This is a genomic window from Mammaliicoccus vitulinus (assembly GCF_029024305.1).
GTDB classification, from domain to species: Bacteria; Bacillota; Bacilli; order Staphylococcales; family Staphylococcaceae; genus Mammaliicoccus; species Mammaliicoccus vitulinus.
Window position 1 is genome coordinate 1,764,850 of sequence record NZ_CP118974.1, and the last position, 20,967, is coordinate 1,785,816.

Below are 20,967 nucleotides of genomic sequence, written 5' to 3' on the forward strand. Positions count from 1 at the left end.
AGACTTCGCCCCCTCATAATAGAGGGACGAAGTCTTCCGTGGTACCACCCAAATTTATACATACTTATGCATACACTTATATGTTGATAACGGATCTACATTCCGACTTAAATTTCTTTAAGTAGCTAAAAGGATGAAAAAAATTAAGTTACGACATAGGATCTCTCAGTCTAGAATCCTTTCCCTAATTATGCGTATCCATTAATTTACGTCCCTTTATAAGCTCATATTGATTATGAAATCATTATATTAAATATTATATCTTTGGTCAACCTTTCAAATGGTAAAGTAATATGCCACAAGATACAGCAACATTTAAACTTTCAGCTTTTCCATAAAGAGGAATGTTGAGGTTTTCTGTAGTTTGGTTCAATAATTCTTCTTCAACTCCAGCACCTTCGTTACCCATGATTAAAGCGAAGTTTTCTTGGCTTTCAATTTCTTTATAGTGAACTGCATGATTCAAACTTGTGCCATAAGTGTTACCTTCAAATTTTTCGATAAATTCATAAATATCTTCTTCAACTACTGGTAAGTGAAATACACTACCTTGAGATGCGCGCAATACTTTATCTTGATAAGGATCTGCACTGCCTTTTGAATATACAACAGCGTCCATTCCAGCAGCATCAGCATTACGAATCAATGCACCCATATTGCCAGGATCTTGCACTCTATCTAGCACAAGCACTTGTTTAAAATTGCTTATTTCATATGTTGGAAGTTCAACGACAGCAAAAATCCCTTGTGGTGTTGTTGTATCCGATAAAGATTCAGCCACTTTAAAGTTGATAACGTATGACTCATCCGCATATTGAACAATTTGATCGTCAACTCTTGAATAATCAACAGCTAATAAAGAAACGATTTTAAGTTTGCTATTATAAGCTTCTTCAACCAGATGGAAACCTTCAATTAAAAATTGACCTTGTTTAACACGTTCTTTTTTCTTCTTTAGCTTATTCATTTGTTTAATTTTATTATTTTGTACTGAAGTAATCTCTTCCATAAAAACTCCTCATGTTCTATATAGACTTATATACCTAGTATATATGAAAAAAACCTAATTTAATAGAATATCTTTCATAATGCATACATACCACGATATTCACTATTGCCCTTTTAAAATTTCATAAAAAAAGACTGCCGATAATATCGACAGTCTGAAACGTCCTTATTCAGGATATTTACATATAACTTATTATTTAGAAACGACTTCTTTACCTTTGTATGATCCACAAGCTTTACATACACGGTGAGATAATTTCATTTCTCCACAGTTTGAACATTCTACCATACCTGGTACTGAGATTTTGAAATGCGTACGACGTTTTCTCTTAGCTGATTTTGAAGTTCTTCTAGCTGGAACTGCCATGTCTTATTCCTCCTTAAATTTTATAAACACTTGTCCGATTATTTTTCGTCATCGAAGAATTGTTGTAATTTTTGAAGTCTTGGATCAACTGATTTTTCAGTTTCTTCCACTGAATCATCGGTTGACTCAAATTGATCTTCGCCAATAACTTCCCAACCATTGCCTGCCATTGATATATTCTCACTTTCTTCAGAGAACACTTGTAATGGTTTCTCTAAAATGACAAGTTCTTCAATAATCGGTAATAAATTAATCATGCCACCTTCGAGTTTATGCCTCAAATCGTCATCATCTTCATCATTACTTTCACTGAACTCGTCTAATTCAAATATTTCTACGGATGTAGTATCGAATGGTAGCTCTACTGGCTTTAAAGTACGGGCACATGGTAACGTCAATACACCACTAATGTCAAGATTGACAATTATCTCATGCATTCGCACTTGAGCGTCTCCTGTTACTTTTATTGGAGATATATCGATAAGTTCATCTACCCTATCGGTAAGATAATTCATATCGATTTCTTTATCAAAAGTAAATGGTTCGTTTTGGTTTTTTTTAAGTTGCGTTATTGACCACTTCATCTGGGTTCACCTCTTACAAACACAAAAATTATTGTAACCTTAACGACAATGTTTGTCAAGATTTTTTCTTAACATTCATTATCTGATACAATACTAATGATGAAGTGAAACGGGAGGAAATGCAAATGAAAAGTGTTGCTTTAATTACTGAATACAATCCATTTCATAATGGGCATGTTTATCATGCGGAGTCTTCTCGAAATAAAACGAATAGTGATGTGACAATTTCTATTATGAGCGGTTCTTTTACTATGCGGGGAGAACCTGCTATTTTAAATAAATTCAAACGTGCTGAAATGGCGATTCAATATGTAGATTTAGTCGTAGAATTACCACTTGTATATGCCATTTCTTCAGGTGACTTGTTTGCAAAAGGTGGCGTCCAAATTGCAGAACAACTTCAATGTGATGCATTATCTTTTGGAAGTGAGTCAGGAAATATTGAAGATATAAAAAGTGCCATTCACCAAATTGAACAATTGACTAAAGATGACAGATATCAAAGCATGATTAAAGAAGGTAAATCCCATCCTAGAATTATTGCTGAATTAGTTCAAGATACGCACTTACTTAAAGGATCTAACAACCTTCTCGCTATAGAATATGTTAAGCACATTATGCAAAATAACCTATCCATTAAACCTGTTACGATACAAAGAAAAGATAATATGTATTTAGATCCAGACTTAAATAGAACGACGCATATTTCAAGTGCAACCTCTATCCGAAATGCTTATTTTAATCATGAAGAAAATTATAAACTCAGTTTACCTCAAACAAGTTCTGAGATTTTAAGTCAATCTAATGGTCTCAATTGGGAGCATTTCTTCACTTTATTAAAATGGACTATTTTAAGATCAACCCATGAAGAATTAAGAGAAATCTATATGATGACTGAAGGTTTAGAATATAAAATCAAAAAAGAAATTAAAGATAGCACCAATTTTGAAATGTTTGTCAAAAGGCTAAAATCAAAAAGGTATACTTGGACACGATTACAACGTCTGTTGACCGCTATATTATTAAATATTAAAACAGTCGACGTCATAAATTATGAACCATCAGCAATTCGTGTACTCGCAATGTCTCAAAAAGGTCAGGCATATTTGAAATCCATTAAAGATCAATGTCCCCTTCCGATTATTACAAATGTGAATAAACAATCCGCATCTTATTTCACAAATGAAATAAAAGCTACAGAGTTATACCAAATGATATCAGGTGACACCGCAACAGATTTCAACCAACCAGTATATATCAAAGATCTGGGACATAATTCCTAACTCAAAATAAAAGATTTCTTCATTAGTTAAGCCTAGTGAAGAGATCCTTTTATATTTTAAAATCTTACGATTTTGAATGAAACAAGCAAAAAAGACAAAAAACAAACCAAACGTTTGTCCACGTTTAGTTTGTCCACGATATGACGCATGATAAATATCATGCGTTTTTGATTATGATTCTTTATTTTTAATTTTTTCTTTTAATGCTTTATTTACATTTTCAGGTACGAATTCTGAAATATCGCCATGAAATTGTGCTACTTCTTTTACAACACTTGAACTGATAAATGAATAATTATTATTTGTCATCATATATAATGTTTCAATATCATCATCTAGTTTCTTGTTCATAGATGTCAGTTGCATTTCATATTCAAAGTCACTAACAGCTCTAAGGCCTCTTACAATAGTTGTAGCATTAATTTCTTTACAAAAGTCAACGAGCAAACCATGAAATGAATGGACCACTATATTCGGTACGTCTTTTACCGCTTCTTCGATTAGAACAACGCGTTCATCGGTTGTGAACAGCCCTTTTTTAGATGAATTCTTTAATACCGATACATGAATCTCATCAAATATTTTAGCGCTTCGTTTAATGATATCAATATGTCCCAAAGTAATTGGATCAAAGCTACCTGGAACAACTGCTATTCTCTTAGTCATTGTTTTCTCCTTTTGTTAGCAACATTACGTGAGTAAGTCCATATTCATATTTCTTGAGAACCTCAAACTTACCTGTATCTATTTTTTCACTTTTATCAAATTCGCAAATTATTGTACCATTTACATTTAATAAGTCAAATGCTTCGATTTTTTCTAATGAACGATTAATTAACTCTTTCTTATATGGTGGGTCTAAAAATATATAATCAAATTTTATGTCGCGTTTATTTAAAGCTTTCAAAGCTCTAATTGCATCATTTTTATAAACTTCGAATTGCGTATCTGGTATATGTAATGTGTTTAAGTTTTCTTTAATTATTTTTGTAGCTTTAAAATTACCATCTACAAAAATAACCTTACTTAATCCTCTAGATAATCCTTCGATACCTAAACCACCACTACCTGCGAACAAATCTAATCCTAATCCTTCTATGTCTTGTAGACCATTAAAAATATTTTCTTTCACTTTATCCGTGGTCGGTCTAGTTGATTGACCATCTATCGTTTTTATATGTAATCTTTTATATTTTCCACCTATTACTCTCAATTTTAATCATCACTTTCTTTATTATTAATTATTATTTATACTTAGTGTTGTAGTATATTAACGAAAACGAGGGTTATAAAAATGAAACAATCATTTATCGTCATTGGTCACGGTCTAACAGATTTATTTGAGTTCCAAACATTAATTGAATACAATCACGAACGTATTTCCGATATTTTAATGTTACACACACCATTATCTCAAGAAAAATTATCTTCTGCATGTATCATTATGAAACCAACAGAAGGTAAGCATTTCCAAGCCATTTATACAATTTTAGATGGATTTAAATATCCATATCCAGAATCTAATAAAAAATTCGATTTAATTACTGAATGGGCAAATGAATATAATATCCAAATTAAAGGGTTGGATGTAAAGCCTCGCTCTGATTTTGCAGAAGATGAACTTTACTTCGCTTATTTAAAAGGTGTATTACGACTTGAGCGTTATTTGCCACCACTTCAGTAAATTAAAAATTCAAATATTCTTTTTTATCCGTTTTAGCATTTGAATAATCTCTTTTAACGTATTTAAATGGTGATACGTTAACATCTTTAACATATTTAAGTTTCATTAAGTGTTGAACAGTATCATCTATTTTATCTTCGTTAGTATATAACATGACATACTGCTCTTTTTTATTTGAATGATATATATTACCAAATTTACGCAGTTGTCTTTCGTGTTTCATATTTTTTAAATATACAATTATACTAATTCGTTCAACTAGCTCCATTAAAATATCCTCCTTACGCTTTTTATTTTTATATTAGCATTTTATAGAAGATGATGGAAGAAGATAACTTCATACAACAAGTGACTTGCTTTTCTATCTTATACCAATTTGATAGAATATATATGAGTCTTTATTTGCATTTCGAAAGGATTGGATAAAATGTCAAAAAATAATTTATTAAAAACAACAGGTCTTATCGGAGGCATCGTTGCGGGTTCATGGGTAGTTACAAAATCTACTTCAAACGTTAAACCGCGCAAAATCAAACCATTCTTCACACAACCAGCTCCGTATGTCTTTGCACATCGTGGAGGTATGGCTTTAAGACCAGAACACACACGTTTAGCTTTTGATCATGCATTAAAGTATGAAGTAACTGGATTCGAAGTCGATGTACGTCTTACTAGAGACGAAGTACTTGTTGTCACACATGATGACACTGTAGATAGAACGAGTAATGGTTCTGGCTTTGTAGGTGATCACACATTAGAAGAATTACGACAATTAGATTTTGGTTATCACTTTAAAGATATCAATAACGAACATCCATATAGAGGGGATGACAAAGCTAAAATTGTTACTTTAAAAGAATTATTAACTGAATATCCAGATGTATTGGTTAATATCGATATTAAAGATCATCCTGAATCATACACAGGAAGTTTAGCACCTTCTCATTTATTCCGAGTTATTTCTGAATTAAAAGCTGAAGATCGTGTTAATATTACAAGTTTTTATGATGAACAAATAGAAAGATTTAACTTATATGCACAAGATTCTATTTCATTAGGAACTGGTCAAAATGAAGTGACAAAAGCATTTTTAGCTTATCACTCAGGGTATGGTCACACTTACCAACCTAAAACAGATACTTTCCAAATACCCGCACAATCTAAAGGGCTACCATTAGATTCTAAAGGATTTATTCAATTTTTAACTTCACTTAATATTTCCGTTGCTTATTGGGTAATTAATCAAATAGATACAATGGATGACCTTATCCAAAAAGGTGCACATACAATTGTAACTGACCGTCCAGATACGGCACATTTTTTAATTAAAAAACAGTATTAAAAAGAAAAGGAACTTTCTACTAGATATAATCTAATGGAAAGTTCCTTTTTTATTATCTTAAGATGAACATCCGCAAGAGCCACCAGTCGAACAACTATCACCATGGCTGTCACTACTGAAAAATGGATTACCCGTATCAACTTTAACGTTGTTTGAAACAGAGTAAGATACAATGCTTATAACCTCGTCTAATAAGTTTTGTAGTGCTGTTTCTTTAGTTTTGAAGTTAGATACTACAGGATGCATTTCATATGCTCTTTTTTGCTGTCTCGTTTCTTTCATAACTCTATTATAATCAGGATGATATCTTCCGAATCGCAGACAATCATCATAATGTGATTTAATTTGATCAAATTTCTGTTTTAAAATTCTCACTTCTAAATCTGTTTCAAGTCTATATTTTGCTTCTTGATATTCTTGATAAATATCTGATTCTTTTATACATGCACTGAGTTCATCAGATTGATCTAGTATGTGAACTGTTTCTACTGTAAACATAATATGAGACCTCCTTATTTTTTATTCTCTTTAAAAACAAGTGAATAGTATTCGCGTGAATTACCAGCACCAAACTCATCATATTGACTACCTAATAATTTTTCTCTATAAGTATTATTATTCAACCAACTATTAATTAAACTTGGTACATCATAGTAATTAAATGCTAAGTTTTGGTTAATTGCTTCGTATTCAATTTTTTGATTGTTGATATGTTTCATTATACCATCTTCTAATGATTTAACCGCTTCTTCTTCATCAACATCATCTTCTATTAAGTCGGCTTCTAATTGCGTAATGTATGTTAATTGATCATTCATTTCTAAAGGTTTAACACCCTTCATTTTTCTGATTTCATTTACAATTTCAAGAAGAGATAAATCTTTATTCATGTGTGATTGGAAGTTTTGTTTATCTGTTCGATTGAGTTTGTGATCTTTATCTCCTGATATTTTCGACATTGAGAATGGTGCGTTTTCAATAACAACATTTGAATCCATAAATTGTACACCCATGACTTCATTTGTTTCACTATCGATTAAGACTTGAGCATACACATTGCCATATTTAATCAGTAACTGTGTCTTTATATCTCTTTCTGAAAGCTCAAGTTGATATTTACCGTATGAACTATCGACAACAGGTTCCATATCTATATTTGTTCCATTAAAGAATTTTGTAGCATCTTGTTTGATTTTTATCGGAGAAACATTAACTTTGTTTCCTGTAGCAAATACTGATGAAACTTTATTATTTTTAGTCGAAACTAAATAATAATGTTCTTTATTTTTAAAGACATAATTTTTTCTATCATGCTCTGCCTTATATACCCTATCTGGTTGGCCTAAATCGTTAATGACGTCGTCTATATTTTTATAAATATATGTACCTACGCCCTCTTTCAACTTGGCATTGCCAGTTGATTTTTCAGCTTGTTGCTCATAATAATTTTCATTTGCTTTGTCATGTGAATAGTTAGGATTCTTCAAGACATCAAATTCTAATTTAGGCGAATAGAATAAATAAAAGAGTACAATGATTAAAATAGTTATTGCTACAACTTTAATAATAATATTTTTCAACTATTTACCTCCTCTTTTATTTCTAACATTAATTATATCATTTTACAGTAAAACTTTTAGTTAAATCAATCTAAATCTTAATATTCTTGTTAAATTTAAATGTACATTGCAACATTGAAGCTTTTATCATAAAATATACATAAAGGTACATAGAGGGAGGAAAAATACATGGTATTTGATAATACAGGTCTTGAAAAGGTAATCATTGAACAAGAACTATTAAAAGATGTTATGAATAAGCATGGTTTTGCTGCTGGAGGACATTGGGATTATGAACGCATCACTTATGATTTTAAATACGAAATAAGTGAAGGTATTTATTACTTAAGAATTCCAGGTTATGCACTTAAAGGGGACATCGGTGCTAATAACGCAACAATTCAATTAATGGATCCTTATCTAGGTAAACATTACTATCCAACTGGTGTAGAATACGGTGATGACGAAGTTTATCCAGATAATTTAGTTGCACATTGCAATTTATTAATTGAACGTATCACGTCAGAGATTAAAGCATTAAACACATTAAGTGCTCATTAATTATACAATTCCAAAAGATATAATCGGAGACGTGATTTTTCACGTCTCTTAATTTATATCTAAGTTAAGTAAAGAGGTCATAATTATGAAAAAATGGATAAACAAACGTAACGTCAGTATATTTATCATCATATTTCTATTTATACTATTTATTTATTTTATTATTCCAATATCCATACCTTTAATTTTAGCACTCATTATTGCGCTTGCATTAAATCCTTTAGTTAACAAATTGACACATAAAATTAATAGTCGAAAATGGAGCGTAGCGCTTATATATTCACTTATGATTACAATAACAGGATTTGTTATATATTTATTTTCAACAAAGTTAATTGATCAAATCGTGCTATTTATAAAAGATTTGCCTAATAAAATAAATATCTTAATAACAATTATTGAACAATACGATGACAAAATGAAAGCCGTGCTACCTGATGAAATGGCTGTAACGATCAATAAAGAACTCCAAAATTTTGTCGCAACATTGAGGGATTCCATCACGCATTATTTTAGCGTACAAAATATAACAGAGGTTGTTTCATCGTTACCTGGATTTATTATCAGTCTTGTAGTATTTCTTGTAGCACTATTTCTATTTATGTTAGAAATACCGAACATTCATAACTTCATAAAAAAACACTTATACCCTTCAACTTATAGAGAAGTGTTTAAAATATATAACAAAATTGGACATTCTATAATCGGAATGCTTACAGCAAGTATTGTTTTAAGCTTTATTACATGGGTGTTTACTTATGTAGGACTCCTCATAATCGGAGTGGACTCAGCATTTGTCATTAGCCTATTTATATGGTTTATTGACTTGCTACCAATCATTGGCGCGACAGGTTTAACAATACCATGGGCTATTTATGCATATATCGTTGGAGACCCTACTTTAGGTATTCAACTGATTATACTTTCTATTATATTATTAGTACAAAGAAAGATATTAGAACCAAAAATATTTGGTACAGGTGTTGGTTTAACACCGCTACCTACTTTAATCTCAATGTTTATCGGATTAAAATTACTAGGATTTTTAGGATTTTTTGTCGGTCCATTATTTTTAATCATTATCAAAACAATTTTAGAATCAGGATTTATTAAAACAGACTTTAAAATATAAAAATAAGAGTCTGGCACATACTATTTCCCCGGGCGTCAGCACTTTACAAAATCAGAAATATAAAAAACACCCAATCCGAAAATGATTCCAACGGATTGGGTGTTTTATTTTAAGTTGAGATTTATGTTCAAAACTCTTTTAATTTAATGTCCTAAGATTGCTTTTATCATTGAAGTTGTTTCGCCACCGTGGTAGAAAACATATAATAATAAATAAACTGCAACACCTGTAATGGCTGTAAAAAACCATATTATAGATGTAATTGGTCCAAATTTACGATGTTGGTCCAATTTGTTTTTCAATCCTAAATATATTGTGTATATTCCCATCATTGCCCCAACTGTAGCAAGCGTTATGTGGAAAATTAAGAAAACAGTATAATAAATTTTGATACTATCGGGTCCACCGAAAGAAGTGTTGCCGATAAATATTGTTCTACTAGCATAAATTGTGAAAAATATTATGGCAGCAACTGCAGCAGACAACATAAATTTTTTATGTGTTTCTATTTTTTTTTGAGAAATAAAATACCATCCTATAGCTACTAAGACTGCACTTAATACTATAAAAGTCGTACTAATTGTAGGTAATATAGGTAAGTTCATTTTCATACATCCTATCTGAATTGTTTGTATAAAGCTCTTTGTTCTTGTAATTTTTTCAAGCTATCATCTGTAATCTGTTTTTCATTTTTTCTTTCGTAACGGAACCATTTTATAAATATAATATATAAATAGATACCGAATACGATTTCTTGCATTACTTTCATAATGACGCCACCAGTTTGCTGGTCTTCTAATGGTGTAAAGTTCGTAAAGTATTCAGGACCAGATAAGCCTGTACCTTGGACGACAGCGTTCAAGGTATCTGTAGGTACACATAGAGTCATTGCGCCTAACCATGCCTCTCCTGACGTGTATGTGTCATACATAGCGTTTCCACTAAAGATAATTAAACCACATGATGGCGTTAATAACACGCCGATGAAGAAAATATAAAGTATCTTTTTGATATTAGACATATGATTTTCTTCAGGTATATGTCTATTAAATATTGGATGCCACATAAACCAAGCACTAATGAATAAAATAATAGTGTATAAATCATGCAATACAACATCTTGTTTTAAAGTATCTAATACCAATGGTATATGGTATACAGAGAACAAACCATTAAAAAGAAATATCGCTAAAATAGGCTTAGTAAATAAATGAACAATTTTATTGATAACAGGCAGTCCTTCTACGTATTTCACAATGTATTCAGGAATCGCAAAGAATAACATTGGCGCAATAATTAGAAACAGCACTGCCATTTGAAGCATATGAAAACTAAATATAATGTGAGAAAGCAGATCTATCGGTCCACCTTCTAATAAATATATAGATAGCATCAATATGACAAATAAAATTGCCTCTCCTTTTTTTAATGGTCTACCTCCTGGTATATCTTTATACCATTTCCCACAAATCAAAAAGTATAAAACAATAACGCATAATACCCCTACAAAAAAGAACGGAGTCCAATTTGCCCAAAATCCAAATATTGATATTGAGGTTAAGTTACCCATAATCACACTTCCTCATAAAGTCATTACTCTTATTATAAAATTTAATGCTCAGTTAAACAACCCAACTATATAAATAATTATGACAATGATATGACCAAATAATGAAAAGGATAAAAAGACTCAAAAACTTATATAACAAAGTTTTTGAGTCTTAAAATCATTATTTTGTTTTAACAAATAATGGATCGCCTAACCATACAATATAGATAAATGTTACAACAAATGATAATCCAAAGAATATACCTGTAATCATAAACAATTTGGGCACACCATGTTTTTCAGCTTTCATATGCATGAAATAATAGAATTGTAACACGACTTGTAAAACTGCTAATCCTAAAATTACTGGAATAACAAATTCTTTAGGAAGTTCTGCAGCTACTAATGCGAAAGCAATAAATGTAACAAAAATCATAATCGAAAAGTTCGTAACCTGCATACGCATTTCTTTTGTACTTTTACGCTTTTTATATGCTTTTAGTAATTGTGCGTCATGATTTAATTGTTGGCTCATATTATCCTAACGCTCCCATCAAGTATACTACTGTAAAGATAAACACCCATACAACATCAATAAAGTGCCAATACAAAGCAGCAGTATTAAATTTATGTGCATTATAAATACTTAAACCTCTACCCTTATTACGGATGACAAGTAATGACAACCATACTAGACCAATAACTACGTGGAAACCGTGTGTTCCTACTAAGAAGTAGAATGCACTACCAAAGGCACTTGAACGGAATGTATGACCTTGATGTACGTATTCCACGAATTCATAAATTTCTAGTCCTAAGAATCCTAAACCTAGTAATACGGTAATGCCAATCCATATAAACAAGCCTTTAGCATTAAAGTTACGCATGTGATATAAAGCATAAACACTTGTTAAAGATGATGTTAATAATAACATCGTCATTACGAACGCTAATGGTAGATGGAATAAATCTTTAGCTAATAAATGATCTTCACTTGGCACAGCATCCTTCAATGCTAAGTAAGTTGCAAATAATGAAGCAAATAATGCAACCTCTCCACCTAGGAATATCCAAAAACCTACAAGTTTATTTTTCCCTTCCATTGATGCTGTTTCAGGATGTTCTGGCCAATTGTCAGCAGTAAATTTAACTTCTTCATGTGACATTAACGTTCACCCCTTTCATACTCTAATAACTCTTCTTTAGAAATATGATGACCGTGATCATCTTTAAGTGATCTTACAATCATACTTCCTGCAGTAATACCTAAACCAAGAATAAGTACGTATACTGCCCAAGGTTTTTCATTTAAATCTTTCACTGCATCTAAAGCCCATTCTTTACCATCTGCAAAATACATTGCACCAAATGATGCTACAAATAGTCCGAAAGCTTGCATAAATGGAACTATTGAATTATTAGGCATGTGTATCTCATCAAGAGATTCAGCAGGAAGTATTTTTCCATCACCTTGTGTTTTTTCAACCCATAATGCATCTAAACCACGCACTAAAGGTGTTTGTGCAAAGTTGTAATGTGGTGTAGGTATTGGCAATGACCATTCTAGAGTACGGCCATCTCCCCAAGCATCTCTACCAACTTTTTCACCTTTAATCAATGTCATAACCACGTTAGTTAGTAAAATAACGACAGCTACTGCCATAAATAAAGCACCAATTGAAGATACTAAGTTTGGAATATCATATCCTTGTCCTGGTAAATATGTAAATACTCGACGAGGCATACCCCAAAGTCCTAAGAAATGTTGGATTAAGAATGTTAAATGGAAACCAATTAAGAATAACCAGAATGAGATTTTACCTAATTTTTCACTTAACATTTTTCCAGCTATTAACGGGAACCAATAATGTAATCCACCTAATATTCCAAGTACAACACCACCAACGATAACGTAGTGGAAGTGAGCAACGATAAAGTATGAGTCATGTAATTGATAGTCAGCAGGAGCTGATGCTTGCATGACACCTGTTACCCCACCCATAACGAATGATGGAATGAAGAATAGTGAATATAACATAGGTGTTGTAAATTCTACACTACCGCCCCAAACAGTGAGCAACCAGTTAAAGATTTTAACACCTGTTGGTACTGCAATTGCCATAGTCGCAACCGCGAAAATAGCATTGGCAACTGGGCCTAAACCTACTGTGAACATGTGGTGAGCCCATACCATGAATCCTAAGAAACCGATTAATACTGTTGCGAATACCATCGCTGAATAACCAAACAAACGTTTTCTAGCGAACACAGGTATAATTTCTGAGAATATACCAAATGCTGGTAATACTAGAATGTAAACTTCTGGGTGTCCAAAGATCCAGAATAGATGTTCCCAAATAATTGTGTTACCACCTTGAGAAGCAACAAAGAATGATGTCCCAAACATTCTATCGAATATTAATAAGAAAAGACCGATAGTTAATGGTGGAAACGCAAATACGATTAATGTTGAAGCAACAAATGTTGTCCAAGTCATTAAAGGCATACGCATATACGTCATACCAGGTGCTCTCATGTTAACAATTGTTGCTACAAAGTTGATACCAGCAATTAATGTACCAGCACCTGAAATTTGTAAACCAAGAGCATAGAAGTTAATTCCATGTCCTGCAGATTCAAGAGACAAACTTGCATAAGATGTCCAACCTGCATCTGGTGCGCCACCTAAAATCCAAGATAAATTTAAGAATATTCCACCAAATAAGAATAACCAAAAACCTAATGCATTTAAAAATGGAAATGCAACATCTCGTGCACCAATTTGTAATGGAACAACAGCATTCATAAAGCCGAATAGCAATGGCATGGCAGCTAAGAATATCATCGTTGTACCGTGCATCGTTATAATTTCATTAAACAGACCAGCTGACACAAAGTCATTTTCTGGAACTATTAACTGGATACGGATTAACATTGCTTCTATTCCACCAACGGCAAAGAATAATCCCCCAGCAATTAAATATAAAATAGCAATTTTTTTGTGGTCAACTGTTGTTAAATAGTCCCAAACAGTTGATCCAAACCCCTTTTTACTTTGAGTAGACACTAGAGTAACCTCCCTTTCAATTCTTACTTATCAACTTTTCTTTCCATTAAGTAGGCAGATAAAGCATCAATGTCTTCATCAGAAACTTTGTATTGACCAGTCATTTTATTACCAGGTTTAACGCTTTCTGGGTCTTTAATCCATTTTTTAAGGTTTTCTTCATCATGTTTTAAGTAACCAGCAATTAAATCACGATCACCAAAGTTAGTAAGGTTAGGTCCTTTAGCACCTTCTCCTGTTGGTGTAACAGCGTGACATCCGGCACATGATTTATTAAATACCTTTTCACCTTCTTTAGCTTGACTACTCGTAGCAGCTACAGGCTTATCAACAGATTTCATATCTTTAACCCATTTGTCAAAATCATCTTGTGGTAGGGCTCTCACTTTAAAGTCCATTAATGCATGTGATGGTCCACATAGCTCAGCACATTTACCATAGAATAGATTTTTAACTTCTTTAGCTTTTTTATCATTGAATTCTAAGTAGAACTTATTAATACCTTCTACGTTAGTATCCAGTTTCCCTCCAACTGCAGGTACCCAGAATGAGTGTTTAACGTCAGCAGAATGTAATCTGAAGTAAACTTTTTTATCTGTTGGTACTACAAGCTCTTGGCTGGTAACAATTTTTTCATTTGGATAACTAAACTCCCACCAATAAAGGTTAGCAGTCACATCAATAACAAGTTCCTTACTTTTACCTTTTTCATCTACTTTATCTATTGCTTTCGTATCTCCAAGAGAGAACGTAAGCATAACAGTAGGAATAGCAAGAATAATAAGTAAAATGATTGGAATGATTGTCCAAACTAATTCTAATTTGTGATTTCCTTCCACATCTTTAGGCACAAAATCTTCACCTAATTTTTTTCTGCGGAATTTAATCATTGCTAATAAGAAAATAACAACAACTATAACAATAACAAGCAACATAATGCCTATTGAAAGCATTAATAAAAAGAATTGTTTATCAGCAACTTCACCAGCTGGTCGAAGCACTGATAAATGTGGTTCGCCACAACCCGCTAAAATAAATAGCAGTGTAGCAAGCAAACCGAACATTTTCGTGTTTTTTAAACGTGTCTTCATTCGTTTAACCCCTCTTTCATGCATTCATTCATATTATTTATATCAATTGTATAACAGTAACTAATACCGTCATTACAAAGAAAATAACAAGATAATTTAATGAAAAAACAAACATACTCGTAGCCCATTTTGATTTGTTTATTTCTTTTTTAAATCCATATAAAGCTAATAACATCCACGCTAAATTGAGTATTGTTGCAATAACAATAAACACAATACCTAGTTGAGCCATCAAGAACGGTAGTGGCAATAAAAGAACTACCCAAAGTAACATACTTAATCGCGTTCTCTTGAAACTTTTAACTGATGGTAACATCGGTATATTAGCTAAGGCATATTCGTCTTTACGACGATAAGCTAAAGCATAAAAATGAGCAGGTTGCCATGCAAATAACACTAAAAATAGCGTCCATGCTAATGGGCTTAATGCTGGATCAATACTCGCCCAACCAATTAGTGGTGGTATTGCGCCAGGAAAACTACCTACTACAGTATTCCATACGGTATGTCTTTTAGACCAAATTGAGTACAATACGACATATCCAAATATACCAAGCAATCCAATTATCCCTGTTGGAATATTAATCATGAATAATAAAATTTCACCCACAACCATTAAACCAAAACTTAATTGAATTAAATGGCGATCACTAATTCGTCCATTAACAGTTGGTCTCTTTTGTTTAGACGGCATGATAGAGTCAATATCCTGGTCGTAGTAATTATTGATAGCACAAGCTCCACCCATAATGAGTGTTGACCCTACAATCATTAATAATACAACAGGCAAACTTTGGAAGAAGTTAAATCCACCAAAAACTATTGCAAGCCATGCACCTGCAAATGTTGGGATCAGATTCCCTTGAACAAGGCCCATTTTAATGATGGCTTTAATTTCATATAACGTGAGACGTCCTGTATCCATTTCTTTTTCAGAAGTCACACTATATTGATTTTGTTGCAATTTTGTCCCTCCTTCCATTATCTTTCACATATAACTCAATGATATATGAAAATTGTCACATAATCTATACATTTTTGAAACAAAATTTTGACATTTTATTACTTGTAATCAGTTCGCATAAAAAGTCATTATTGTGTAACATTTACAATGCTCATTCATTGTTATACTATAGATATTAGTGTTTAAATTATAATCGTATTAAGGTAATAATAATTGTTAATACGTTGTTCTCTTAAATTCTATCATATTTTTAGATATAAATAAGGTTTATTTTTGAATATAGCCCATTTTATAGTACTTTAAATATGAATTTAAATTTTACTTGAGGTGTTCGTATTGTTTACTGATAAATTTTTAAAATGGCTATCGACTTTAGCGACAATTGTCATGTTATTTGTCCAACTAGGTGGAGCTTTAGTAACAAAAACAGGGTCTGCTGATGGCTGTGGGAGTTCTTGGCCGTTATGTAATGGGTCTTTCATTCCTTCAAATTGGCCAATTGAAACGATTATTGAATTAGCTCACCGAGGTGTATCTGGATTAGCACTTATATTAGTATGTATGCTCGCATATATAAGTTGGGTCAAAATCGGATATATCAAAGAAGTTAAGCCGCTTTGCATAACAAGTATTGCATTCATTTTTGCACAAGCTCTTATAGGTGCAGCTGCAGTTATTTGGCAACAAAATGATTTCATTTTATCTTTACATTTTGGAATATCGCTCATTAGTTTTGCTTCAGTATTATTACTTACATTGATTATTTATGAAATTGATCAAAAATTCGAAGCAAAAAGTTTAATAATAGATAATCATTTAAAATTTCACACTTACGCTGTAACAACTTTCATTTACATCGTCATTTATTCTGGCGCTTTAGTAAGACATGCAGATGCAAGTTTAGCATGTTTAAGTTGGCCGCTTTGTCAAAATGGTAATGCAGGATTACCTCAGAACTTTTATGAATGGGTTCAAATGTCCCATAGATCATTAGCATTTATCATATTTATTTGGATATTATACATTTTCATCTATGCATTTAAAAATTATGCACAATATCGTGTCATTAAATATGGTTGGACTTTAGCCTTTATATTAGTTTGTTTACAAGTTACAACTGGTGCTTTATCAGTCATAACGAGAGTGAATTTATTTATCGCGTTACTACACGCTTTATTTATTACAATGTTATTTGGATTATTATGTTATTTCATCATGTTAATCGTACGATCAAAACGAAAAAATTAATCATTAAAAAGAAGGCTTGGGTTATAAATACCCAAGCCTTCTTTTTTGTATCTTATTCTGATTTATCTATCGTTATGATTAAATCGTGTGTTTGAATACTATCACCTGCTGATACGTAAATATTACTGATTGTTCCATCATATGGTGCTTGAATTGTTGTTTCCATTTTCATAGCTTCAGTAATAATTAATGCATCACCTTGTTTAACTTCATCACCTTGTTTAACTTTAACTTCAGATATTGTTCCAGGCATTTGCGCTCCAATGTGAGATTCATTGCTTAAATCTGCTTTTTGAAGTACTGCTTCTGAAACTTTTACATGTTCATCTTTAACATATACTTTTCTTGGCTGACCATTTAATTCATAGTATACCCAACGATGTCCATCTTCATATACATGACCAATAGAAAGTAATTTAACGATAAGGATTTTACCTTTATCTATCGTAATTTCTACTGTTTCATTCTTAGCCATACCAAACAAGAATGTCGGCGTATCTAATAATGACAAGTTACCAAAACTTTCGTACGTCTTAATATATTGCTCATAAACTTTAGGGTAAATTGCATAACTTATTAAGTCTTGTTCTGTCACTTCACCTTGTTGTTTAGTTTGTAGCTCTTCACGTAAAGCATCAAAATCAACAGGTTCTAATAATTCTCCAGGTCTTTGTTCGATTGCTTTTTGACCTTTTAAGATTACTTTTTGTAATTCTTTATTAAATCCATTTACTGGTTGACCTATTTCACCTTTGAAGAATGATACGACTGATTCAGGGAAATCTAATGAGTGACCTCGCTTAATAACACTTTCTTCATCTAAGTCATTTTGGACCATGTATAAAGCCATATCACCTACAACTTTTGAAGATGGTGTAACTTTAACAATATCTCCAAATAATAAGTTAACACGTTTATACATGTCTTTAACTTCATTAAATCTTTCACCTAAACCTAAACTTTTAGCTTGTTGGCTCAAGTTCGAATATTGTCCACCAGGCATTTCGTGTTGATAAATTTCTGTATGTGGTGAACGTATATCACTTTCAAAGTCTGAATAATAATTACGAACTGTATCCCAATATTGAGATAATCTTTCTAGTCCATCTATATTCGTTCTTACATCTCTTTCGTTACCACTTAAAGCATAGTATAAAGAGTTAGCAGAAGGTTGAGATGTTGTACCACTCATACTTGCAACAGCTGTATCAATTACATCTACCCCTGCGTTAATAGCACTTTGATATACTAATAAACCATTTCCACTTGTATCATGTGTGTGTAAATGAATTGGAATATCTATTTGTGTTTTTAACTCACTGATCAACTCATATGCAGCTTTTGGTTTTAATAAACCGGCCATATCTTTAATTCCAAGAATATGAACACCTTCACTTTGTAATTCTTTAGCTAAGTTGATGTAATAATCTAAAGTATAGACACTAGATCTTTCCGGATTTAAAATATCACCCGTGTAACAAATAGCTCCTTCAGATATTTTACCTGATTTTTGTACCGCTTCGTTAGCTACTTTCATTTGATCTAACCAGTTTAGAGAGTCAAATATTCTAAATACATCTATTCCTGCGTCCGCACTTTCTTTAACAAACTTTTCTATAACATTATCTGGATAGTTTTTATAACCTACAGCATTTGATGCTCTTAACAACATCTGGAATAAAACGTTCGGAATTTTTTTGCGCAATCTCGTTAAACGTTCCCAAGGATTCTCTTTTAAGAAATTATACGCTACATCAAATGTTGCGCCACCCCACATTTCTAAAGAAAATGCGTCATTTAAATATTTCGCAGTTTCAGGTGCAATTTGCAACATATCATACGTTCTCATACGTGTTGCCAATAATGATTGATGTGCATCTCTAAATGTTGTATCTGTTAACAATACTTCATTTTGCTCTTTTAACCACTTGCTCACACCTTCAGGTCCTTGTTGCTCTAATATTTGTTTAGTACCTGATAAAGCTTTTATTTCTTCATCCGTTACTTCTTCTATTTTAAATTTTTCAAAATGTGGTTTTTCCCGTTTTTCAACACTAGGGAAACCATTAACGGATATATTTCCAATATATTGTAATGTCTTAGTTCCTCTATCTCGTGATGGCGTTATATCAAATAGCTCTGGATTGATTTCTAAGAATTTAGTTGTATATGTTCCTTTGGCAAATTTCTCATGGTTAACGACATTATATAAGAACGGTATATTCGTTTTAATACCTCTTATTCTCATTTCTTTCAGTGAACGTAACATTTTTTCAGTTGCTTGTCTTAATGACATTGCATGAGTTGAAACTTTCACTAATAGCGAGTCATAGTATGGTGAGATTTCTGCGCCTTCAAATCCATCACCAGCATCTAGTCTAACTCCGAAACCACCACTTGAACGGTAAGCAATAATTTTACCTGTGTCTGGCATAAAGTCATTTAATGGATCTTCTGTCGTAATACGACTTTGAATTGCAAAACCTAAAGTTGTAATATCTTCTTGTTGTGGCATTTCAATTTTATCACCGAATAAAGGTTCGCCTTCAGCTACTAATATTTGAGTTTTAACGATATCTACACCCGTTACCATTTCAGTTATTGTATGCTCAACTTGCACACGTGGGTTAACTTCAATAAAGAAGAACTCATCTCCTGAAACTAAAAATTCTACCGTACCTGCGTTGACATAACCAATTTTTTTCATTAAATCTAATGCAACATTACAAATACGATGTCTTAGTTCATCACCTAGTGATACAGATGGTGCTACTTCTACAACTTTTTGGTGTCTACGTTGAACGGAACAATCTCTTTCATATAAATGAACAAGATTTCCATGTTCGTCACCTATTACTTGTACTTCAATATGTTTAGGTTGATCTATGTATTTTTCGACATAAACTTCGCTATTACCAAATGATTTTCCTGCTTCAGATTTAGCACGTTGGTATGAATCTTCTAATTCACTTGCGTCGTTTACGATACGCATACCTTTACCACCGCCACCAGAGATCGCTTTAATAATTACTGGAAATCCGCTTTGTTTAGTAAATTCTTCAACTTCTTCAAATGATTCTACAGAACCTTCAGTCCCAGGTATAACTGGCACACCAGCTGCAATAGCCGTTTCTCTTGCTTTAATTTTATCACCAAACATATCTAAGTGCCTTAGTTCTGGCCCTATAAATTTGATGCCTTCTTCAGCACATCGTTTGGCGAACATTTTATTTTCACTTAAGAAACCATATCCTGGATGTATCGCATCAACATCTGCTTTTTTAGCTACTTTTATAATCGCTTCTATATTTAAATAACTTTCTGTTGGTCCTAGATTTTCATCAACTAAATATGATTCATCCGCTTTATACCTATGTAAAGCACCTAGGTCTTCATTAGAATAAATTGCTACCGTTTCTATATCTAATTCTGTTGCTGCTCTAAAAATTCTGATTGCAATTTCGCCTCGATTGGCTACTAATAATTTGTTTATTTTGCTCATGTTTGGAGGCTCCCCTCAATGTATTT

The 20,967-nt window shown here is 32.3% G+C and carries 22 protein-coding genes; 6 read left to right on the forward strand and 16 right to left on the reverse strand.

Translation table 11 applies throughout. From position 1 onward, the window contains the following. Window positions 1-268: 268 nt before the first annotated feature. The 3 genes from PYW35_RS08905 to PYW35_RS08915 form a co-directional block, all read right to left on the reverse strand. A complete protein-coding gene (locus PYW35_RS08905; RefSeq protein WP_016912838.1) occupies window positions 269-1,009 on the reverse strand; it encodes a TrmH family RNA methyltransferase in 741 nt (246 codons plus the stop codon). A gap of 192 nt (window positions 1,010-1,201) precedes the next feature. Continuing rightward, the gene (rpmF, locus tag PYW35_RS08910; RefSeq protein WP_016912839.1) at window positions 1,202-1,375 is read right to left on the reverse strand and encodes a 50S ribosomal protein L32; all 174 of its coding nucleotides are present in this window, start codon (window positions 1,373-1,375) and stop codon (window positions 1,202-1,204) included. A 38-nt stretch (window positions 1,376-1,413) separates the two neighbouring features. Next, window positions 1,414-1,959 (reverse strand): YceD family protein, encoded by a 546-nt coding sequence (locus tag PYW35_RS08915; protein WP_016912840.1) that lies wholly within the window; start codon window positions 1,957-1,959, stop codon window positions 1,414-1,416. Between the two features lie 125 nt (window positions 1,960-2,084). Between PYW35_RS08915 and PYW35_RS08920 the strand changes: the two genes are divergently transcribed. Beyond that, window positions 2,085-3,242 (forward strand): nucleotidyltransferase, encoded by a 1,158-nt coding sequence (locus PYW35_RS08920; RefSeq protein ID WP_103322283.1) that lies wholly within the window; start codon window positions 2,085-2,087, stop codon window positions 3,240-3,242. Window positions 3,243-3,413: 171 nt separating this feature from the next. Here PYW35_RS08920 and coaD read toward each other — a convergent pair whose 3' ends face one another. After that, complete coding sequence (gene coaD, locus PYW35_RS08925; protein ID WP_016912908.1) at window positions 3,414-3,908, reverse strand: pantetheine-phosphate adenylyltransferase; 495 nt, start codon at window positions 3,906-3,908, stop codon at window positions 3,414-3,416. After that, a complete protein-coding gene (rsmD, locus tag PYW35_RS08930; RefSeq protein ID WP_016912907.1) occupies window positions 3,901-4,455 on the reverse strand; it encodes a 16S rRNA (guanine(966)-N(2))-methyltransferase RsmD in 555 nt (184 codons plus the stop codon). Before rsmD ends, coaD begins: the two co-directional genes overlap by 8 nt. 81 nt (window positions 4,456-4,536) lie before the next feature. Here rsmD and PYW35_RS08935 point away from each other — a divergent pair, with 81 nt between their 5' ends. Beyond that, window positions 4,537-4,926, forward strand: coding sequence for a DUF7147 family protein (locus PYW35_RS08935; protein WP_016912906.1), 390 nt, complete (start codon window positions 4,537-4,539; stop codon window positions 4,924-4,926). Window position 4,927: 1 nt separating this feature from the next. Here PYW35_RS08935 and PYW35_RS08940 read toward each other — a convergent pair whose 3' ends face one another. Beyond that, on the reverse strand, window positions 4,928-5,194 hold the full coding sequence (locus PYW35_RS08940; RefSeq protein ID WP_016912905.1) for a DUF2129 domain-containing protein: 267 nt from the start codon (window positions 5,192-5,194) through the stop codon (window positions 4,928-4,930). Window positions 5,195-5,353: 159 nt separating this feature from the next. Between PYW35_RS08940 and PYW35_RS08945 the strand changes: the two genes are divergently transcribed. Beyond that, window positions 5,354-6,268: a glycerophosphodiester phosphodiesterase family protein gene (locus PYW35_RS08945; RefSeq protein WP_016912904.1), complete on the forward strand. Its 915-nt coding sequence runs from the start codon at window positions 5,354-5,356 to the stop codon at window positions 6,266-6,268. Between the two features lie 57 nt (window positions 6,269-6,325). On the opposite strand, the gene PYW35_RS08950 is transcribed toward PYW35_RS08945, so the two are convergent. Together PYW35_RS08950 and PYW35_RS08955 are read right to left on the reverse strand one after the other, a co-directional pair. Then, a complete protein-coding gene (locus PYW35_RS08950; protein WP_103322634.1) occupies window positions 6,326-6,766 on the reverse strand; it encodes a YlbF/YmcA family competence regulator in 441 nt (146 codons plus the stop codon). 14 nt (window positions 6,767-6,780) lie between these two features. Then, a complete protein-coding gene (locus PYW35_RS08955) occupies window positions 6,781-7,848 on the reverse strand; it encodes a CAP domain-containing protein (protein ID WP_103322633.1) in 1,068 nt (355 codons plus the stop codon). 168 nt (window positions 7,849-8,016) lie between these two features. Between PYW35_RS08955 and PYW35_RS08960 the strand changes: the two genes are divergently transcribed. Then, window positions 8,017-8,388, forward strand: a complete 372-nt coding sequence (locus tag PYW35_RS08960; RefSeq protein WP_016912901.1) for a YugN family protein — start codon at window positions 8,017-8,019, stop codon at window positions 8,386-8,388. Window positions 8,389-8,473: 85 nt separating this feature from the next. Beyond that, window positions 8,474-9,520, forward strand: coding sequence for a sporulation integral membrane protein YtvI (ytvI, locus tag PYW35_RS08965; protein ID WP_103322632.1), 1,047 nt, complete (start codon window positions 8,474-8,476; stop codon window positions 9,518-9,520). 143 nt (window positions 9,521-9,663) lie between these two features. Here the strand turns inward: ytvI and PYW35_RS08970 are convergent, their stop codons facing one another. The 7 genes from PYW35_RS08970 to cyoE all read right to left on the reverse strand — a co-directional run bounded on the left by PYW35_RS08970 (window position 9,664) and on the right by cyoE (window position 16,152). Further along, window positions 9,664-10,125 (reverse strand): DUF420 domain-containing protein, encoded by a 462-nt coding sequence (locus PYW35_RS08970; RefSeq protein WP_016911334.1) that lies wholly within the window; start codon window positions 10,123-10,125, stop codon window positions 9,664-9,666. Between the two features lie 11 nt (window positions 10,126-10,136). Next, entirely contained in the window at window positions 10,137-11,090 is a 954-nt protein-coding gene (gene ctaG / locus PYW35_RS08975; RefSeq protein ID WP_016911333.1) for a cytochrome c oxidase assembly factor CtaG, read from the reverse strand. 160 nt (window positions 11,091-11,250) lie between these two features. After that, the gene (locus tag PYW35_RS08980) at window positions 11,251-11,604 is read right to left on the reverse strand and encodes a cytochrome C oxidase subunit IV family protein (protein ID WP_016911332.1); all 354 of its coding nucleotides are present in this window, start codon (window positions 11,602-11,604) and stop codon (window positions 11,251-11,253) included. Window position 11,605: 1 nt separating this feature from the next. Next, a complete protein-coding gene (locus tag PYW35_RS08985; protein ID WP_016911331.1) occupies window positions 11,606-12,235 on the reverse strand; it encodes a cytochrome c oxidase subunit 3 in 630 nt (209 codons plus the stop codon). After that, complete coding sequence (ctaD, locus tag PYW35_RS08990; protein WP_016911330.1) at window positions 12,235-14,136, reverse strand: cytochrome c oxidase subunit I; 1,902 nt, start codon at window positions 14,134-14,136, stop codon at window positions 12,235-12,237. Before ctaD ends, PYW35_RS08985 begins: the two co-directional genes overlap by 1 nt. A gap of 23 nt (window positions 14,137-14,159) precedes the next feature. Further along, window positions 14,160-15,227 carry a cytochrome c oxidase subunit II gene (gene coxB, locus PYW35_RS08995; protein WP_103322631.1) on the reverse strand — a complete coding sequence of 356 codons (1,068 nt, stop codon included), beginning with the start codon at window positions 15,225-15,227 and terminating at the stop codon, window positions 14,160-14,162. Between the two features lie 37 nt (window positions 15,228-15,264). Beyond that, window positions 15,265-16,152: a heme o synthase gene (gene cyoE, locus PYW35_RS09000; protein WP_040808144.1), complete on the reverse strand. Its 888-nt coding sequence runs from the start codon at window positions 16,150-16,152 to the stop codon at window positions 15,265-15,267. Between the two features lie 375 nt (window positions 16,153-16,527). Between cyoE and PYW35_RS09005 the strand changes: the two genes are divergently transcribed. After that, on the forward strand, window positions 16,528-17,439 hold the full coding sequence (locus PYW35_RS09005; protein ID WP_103322630.1) for a COX15/CtaA family protein: 912 nt from the start codon (window positions 16,528-16,530) through the stop codon (window positions 17,437-17,439). Window positions 17,440-17,491: 52 nt separating this feature from the next. On the opposite strand, the gene PYW35_RS09010 is transcribed toward PYW35_RS09005, so the two are convergent. Continuing rightward, complete coding sequence (locus tag PYW35_RS09010; protein WP_103322629.1) at window positions 17,492-20,941, reverse strand: pyruvate carboxylase; 3,450 nt, start codon at window positions 20,939-20,941, stop codon at window positions 17,492-17,494. Window positions 20,942-20,967: the final 26 nt, after the last annotated feature.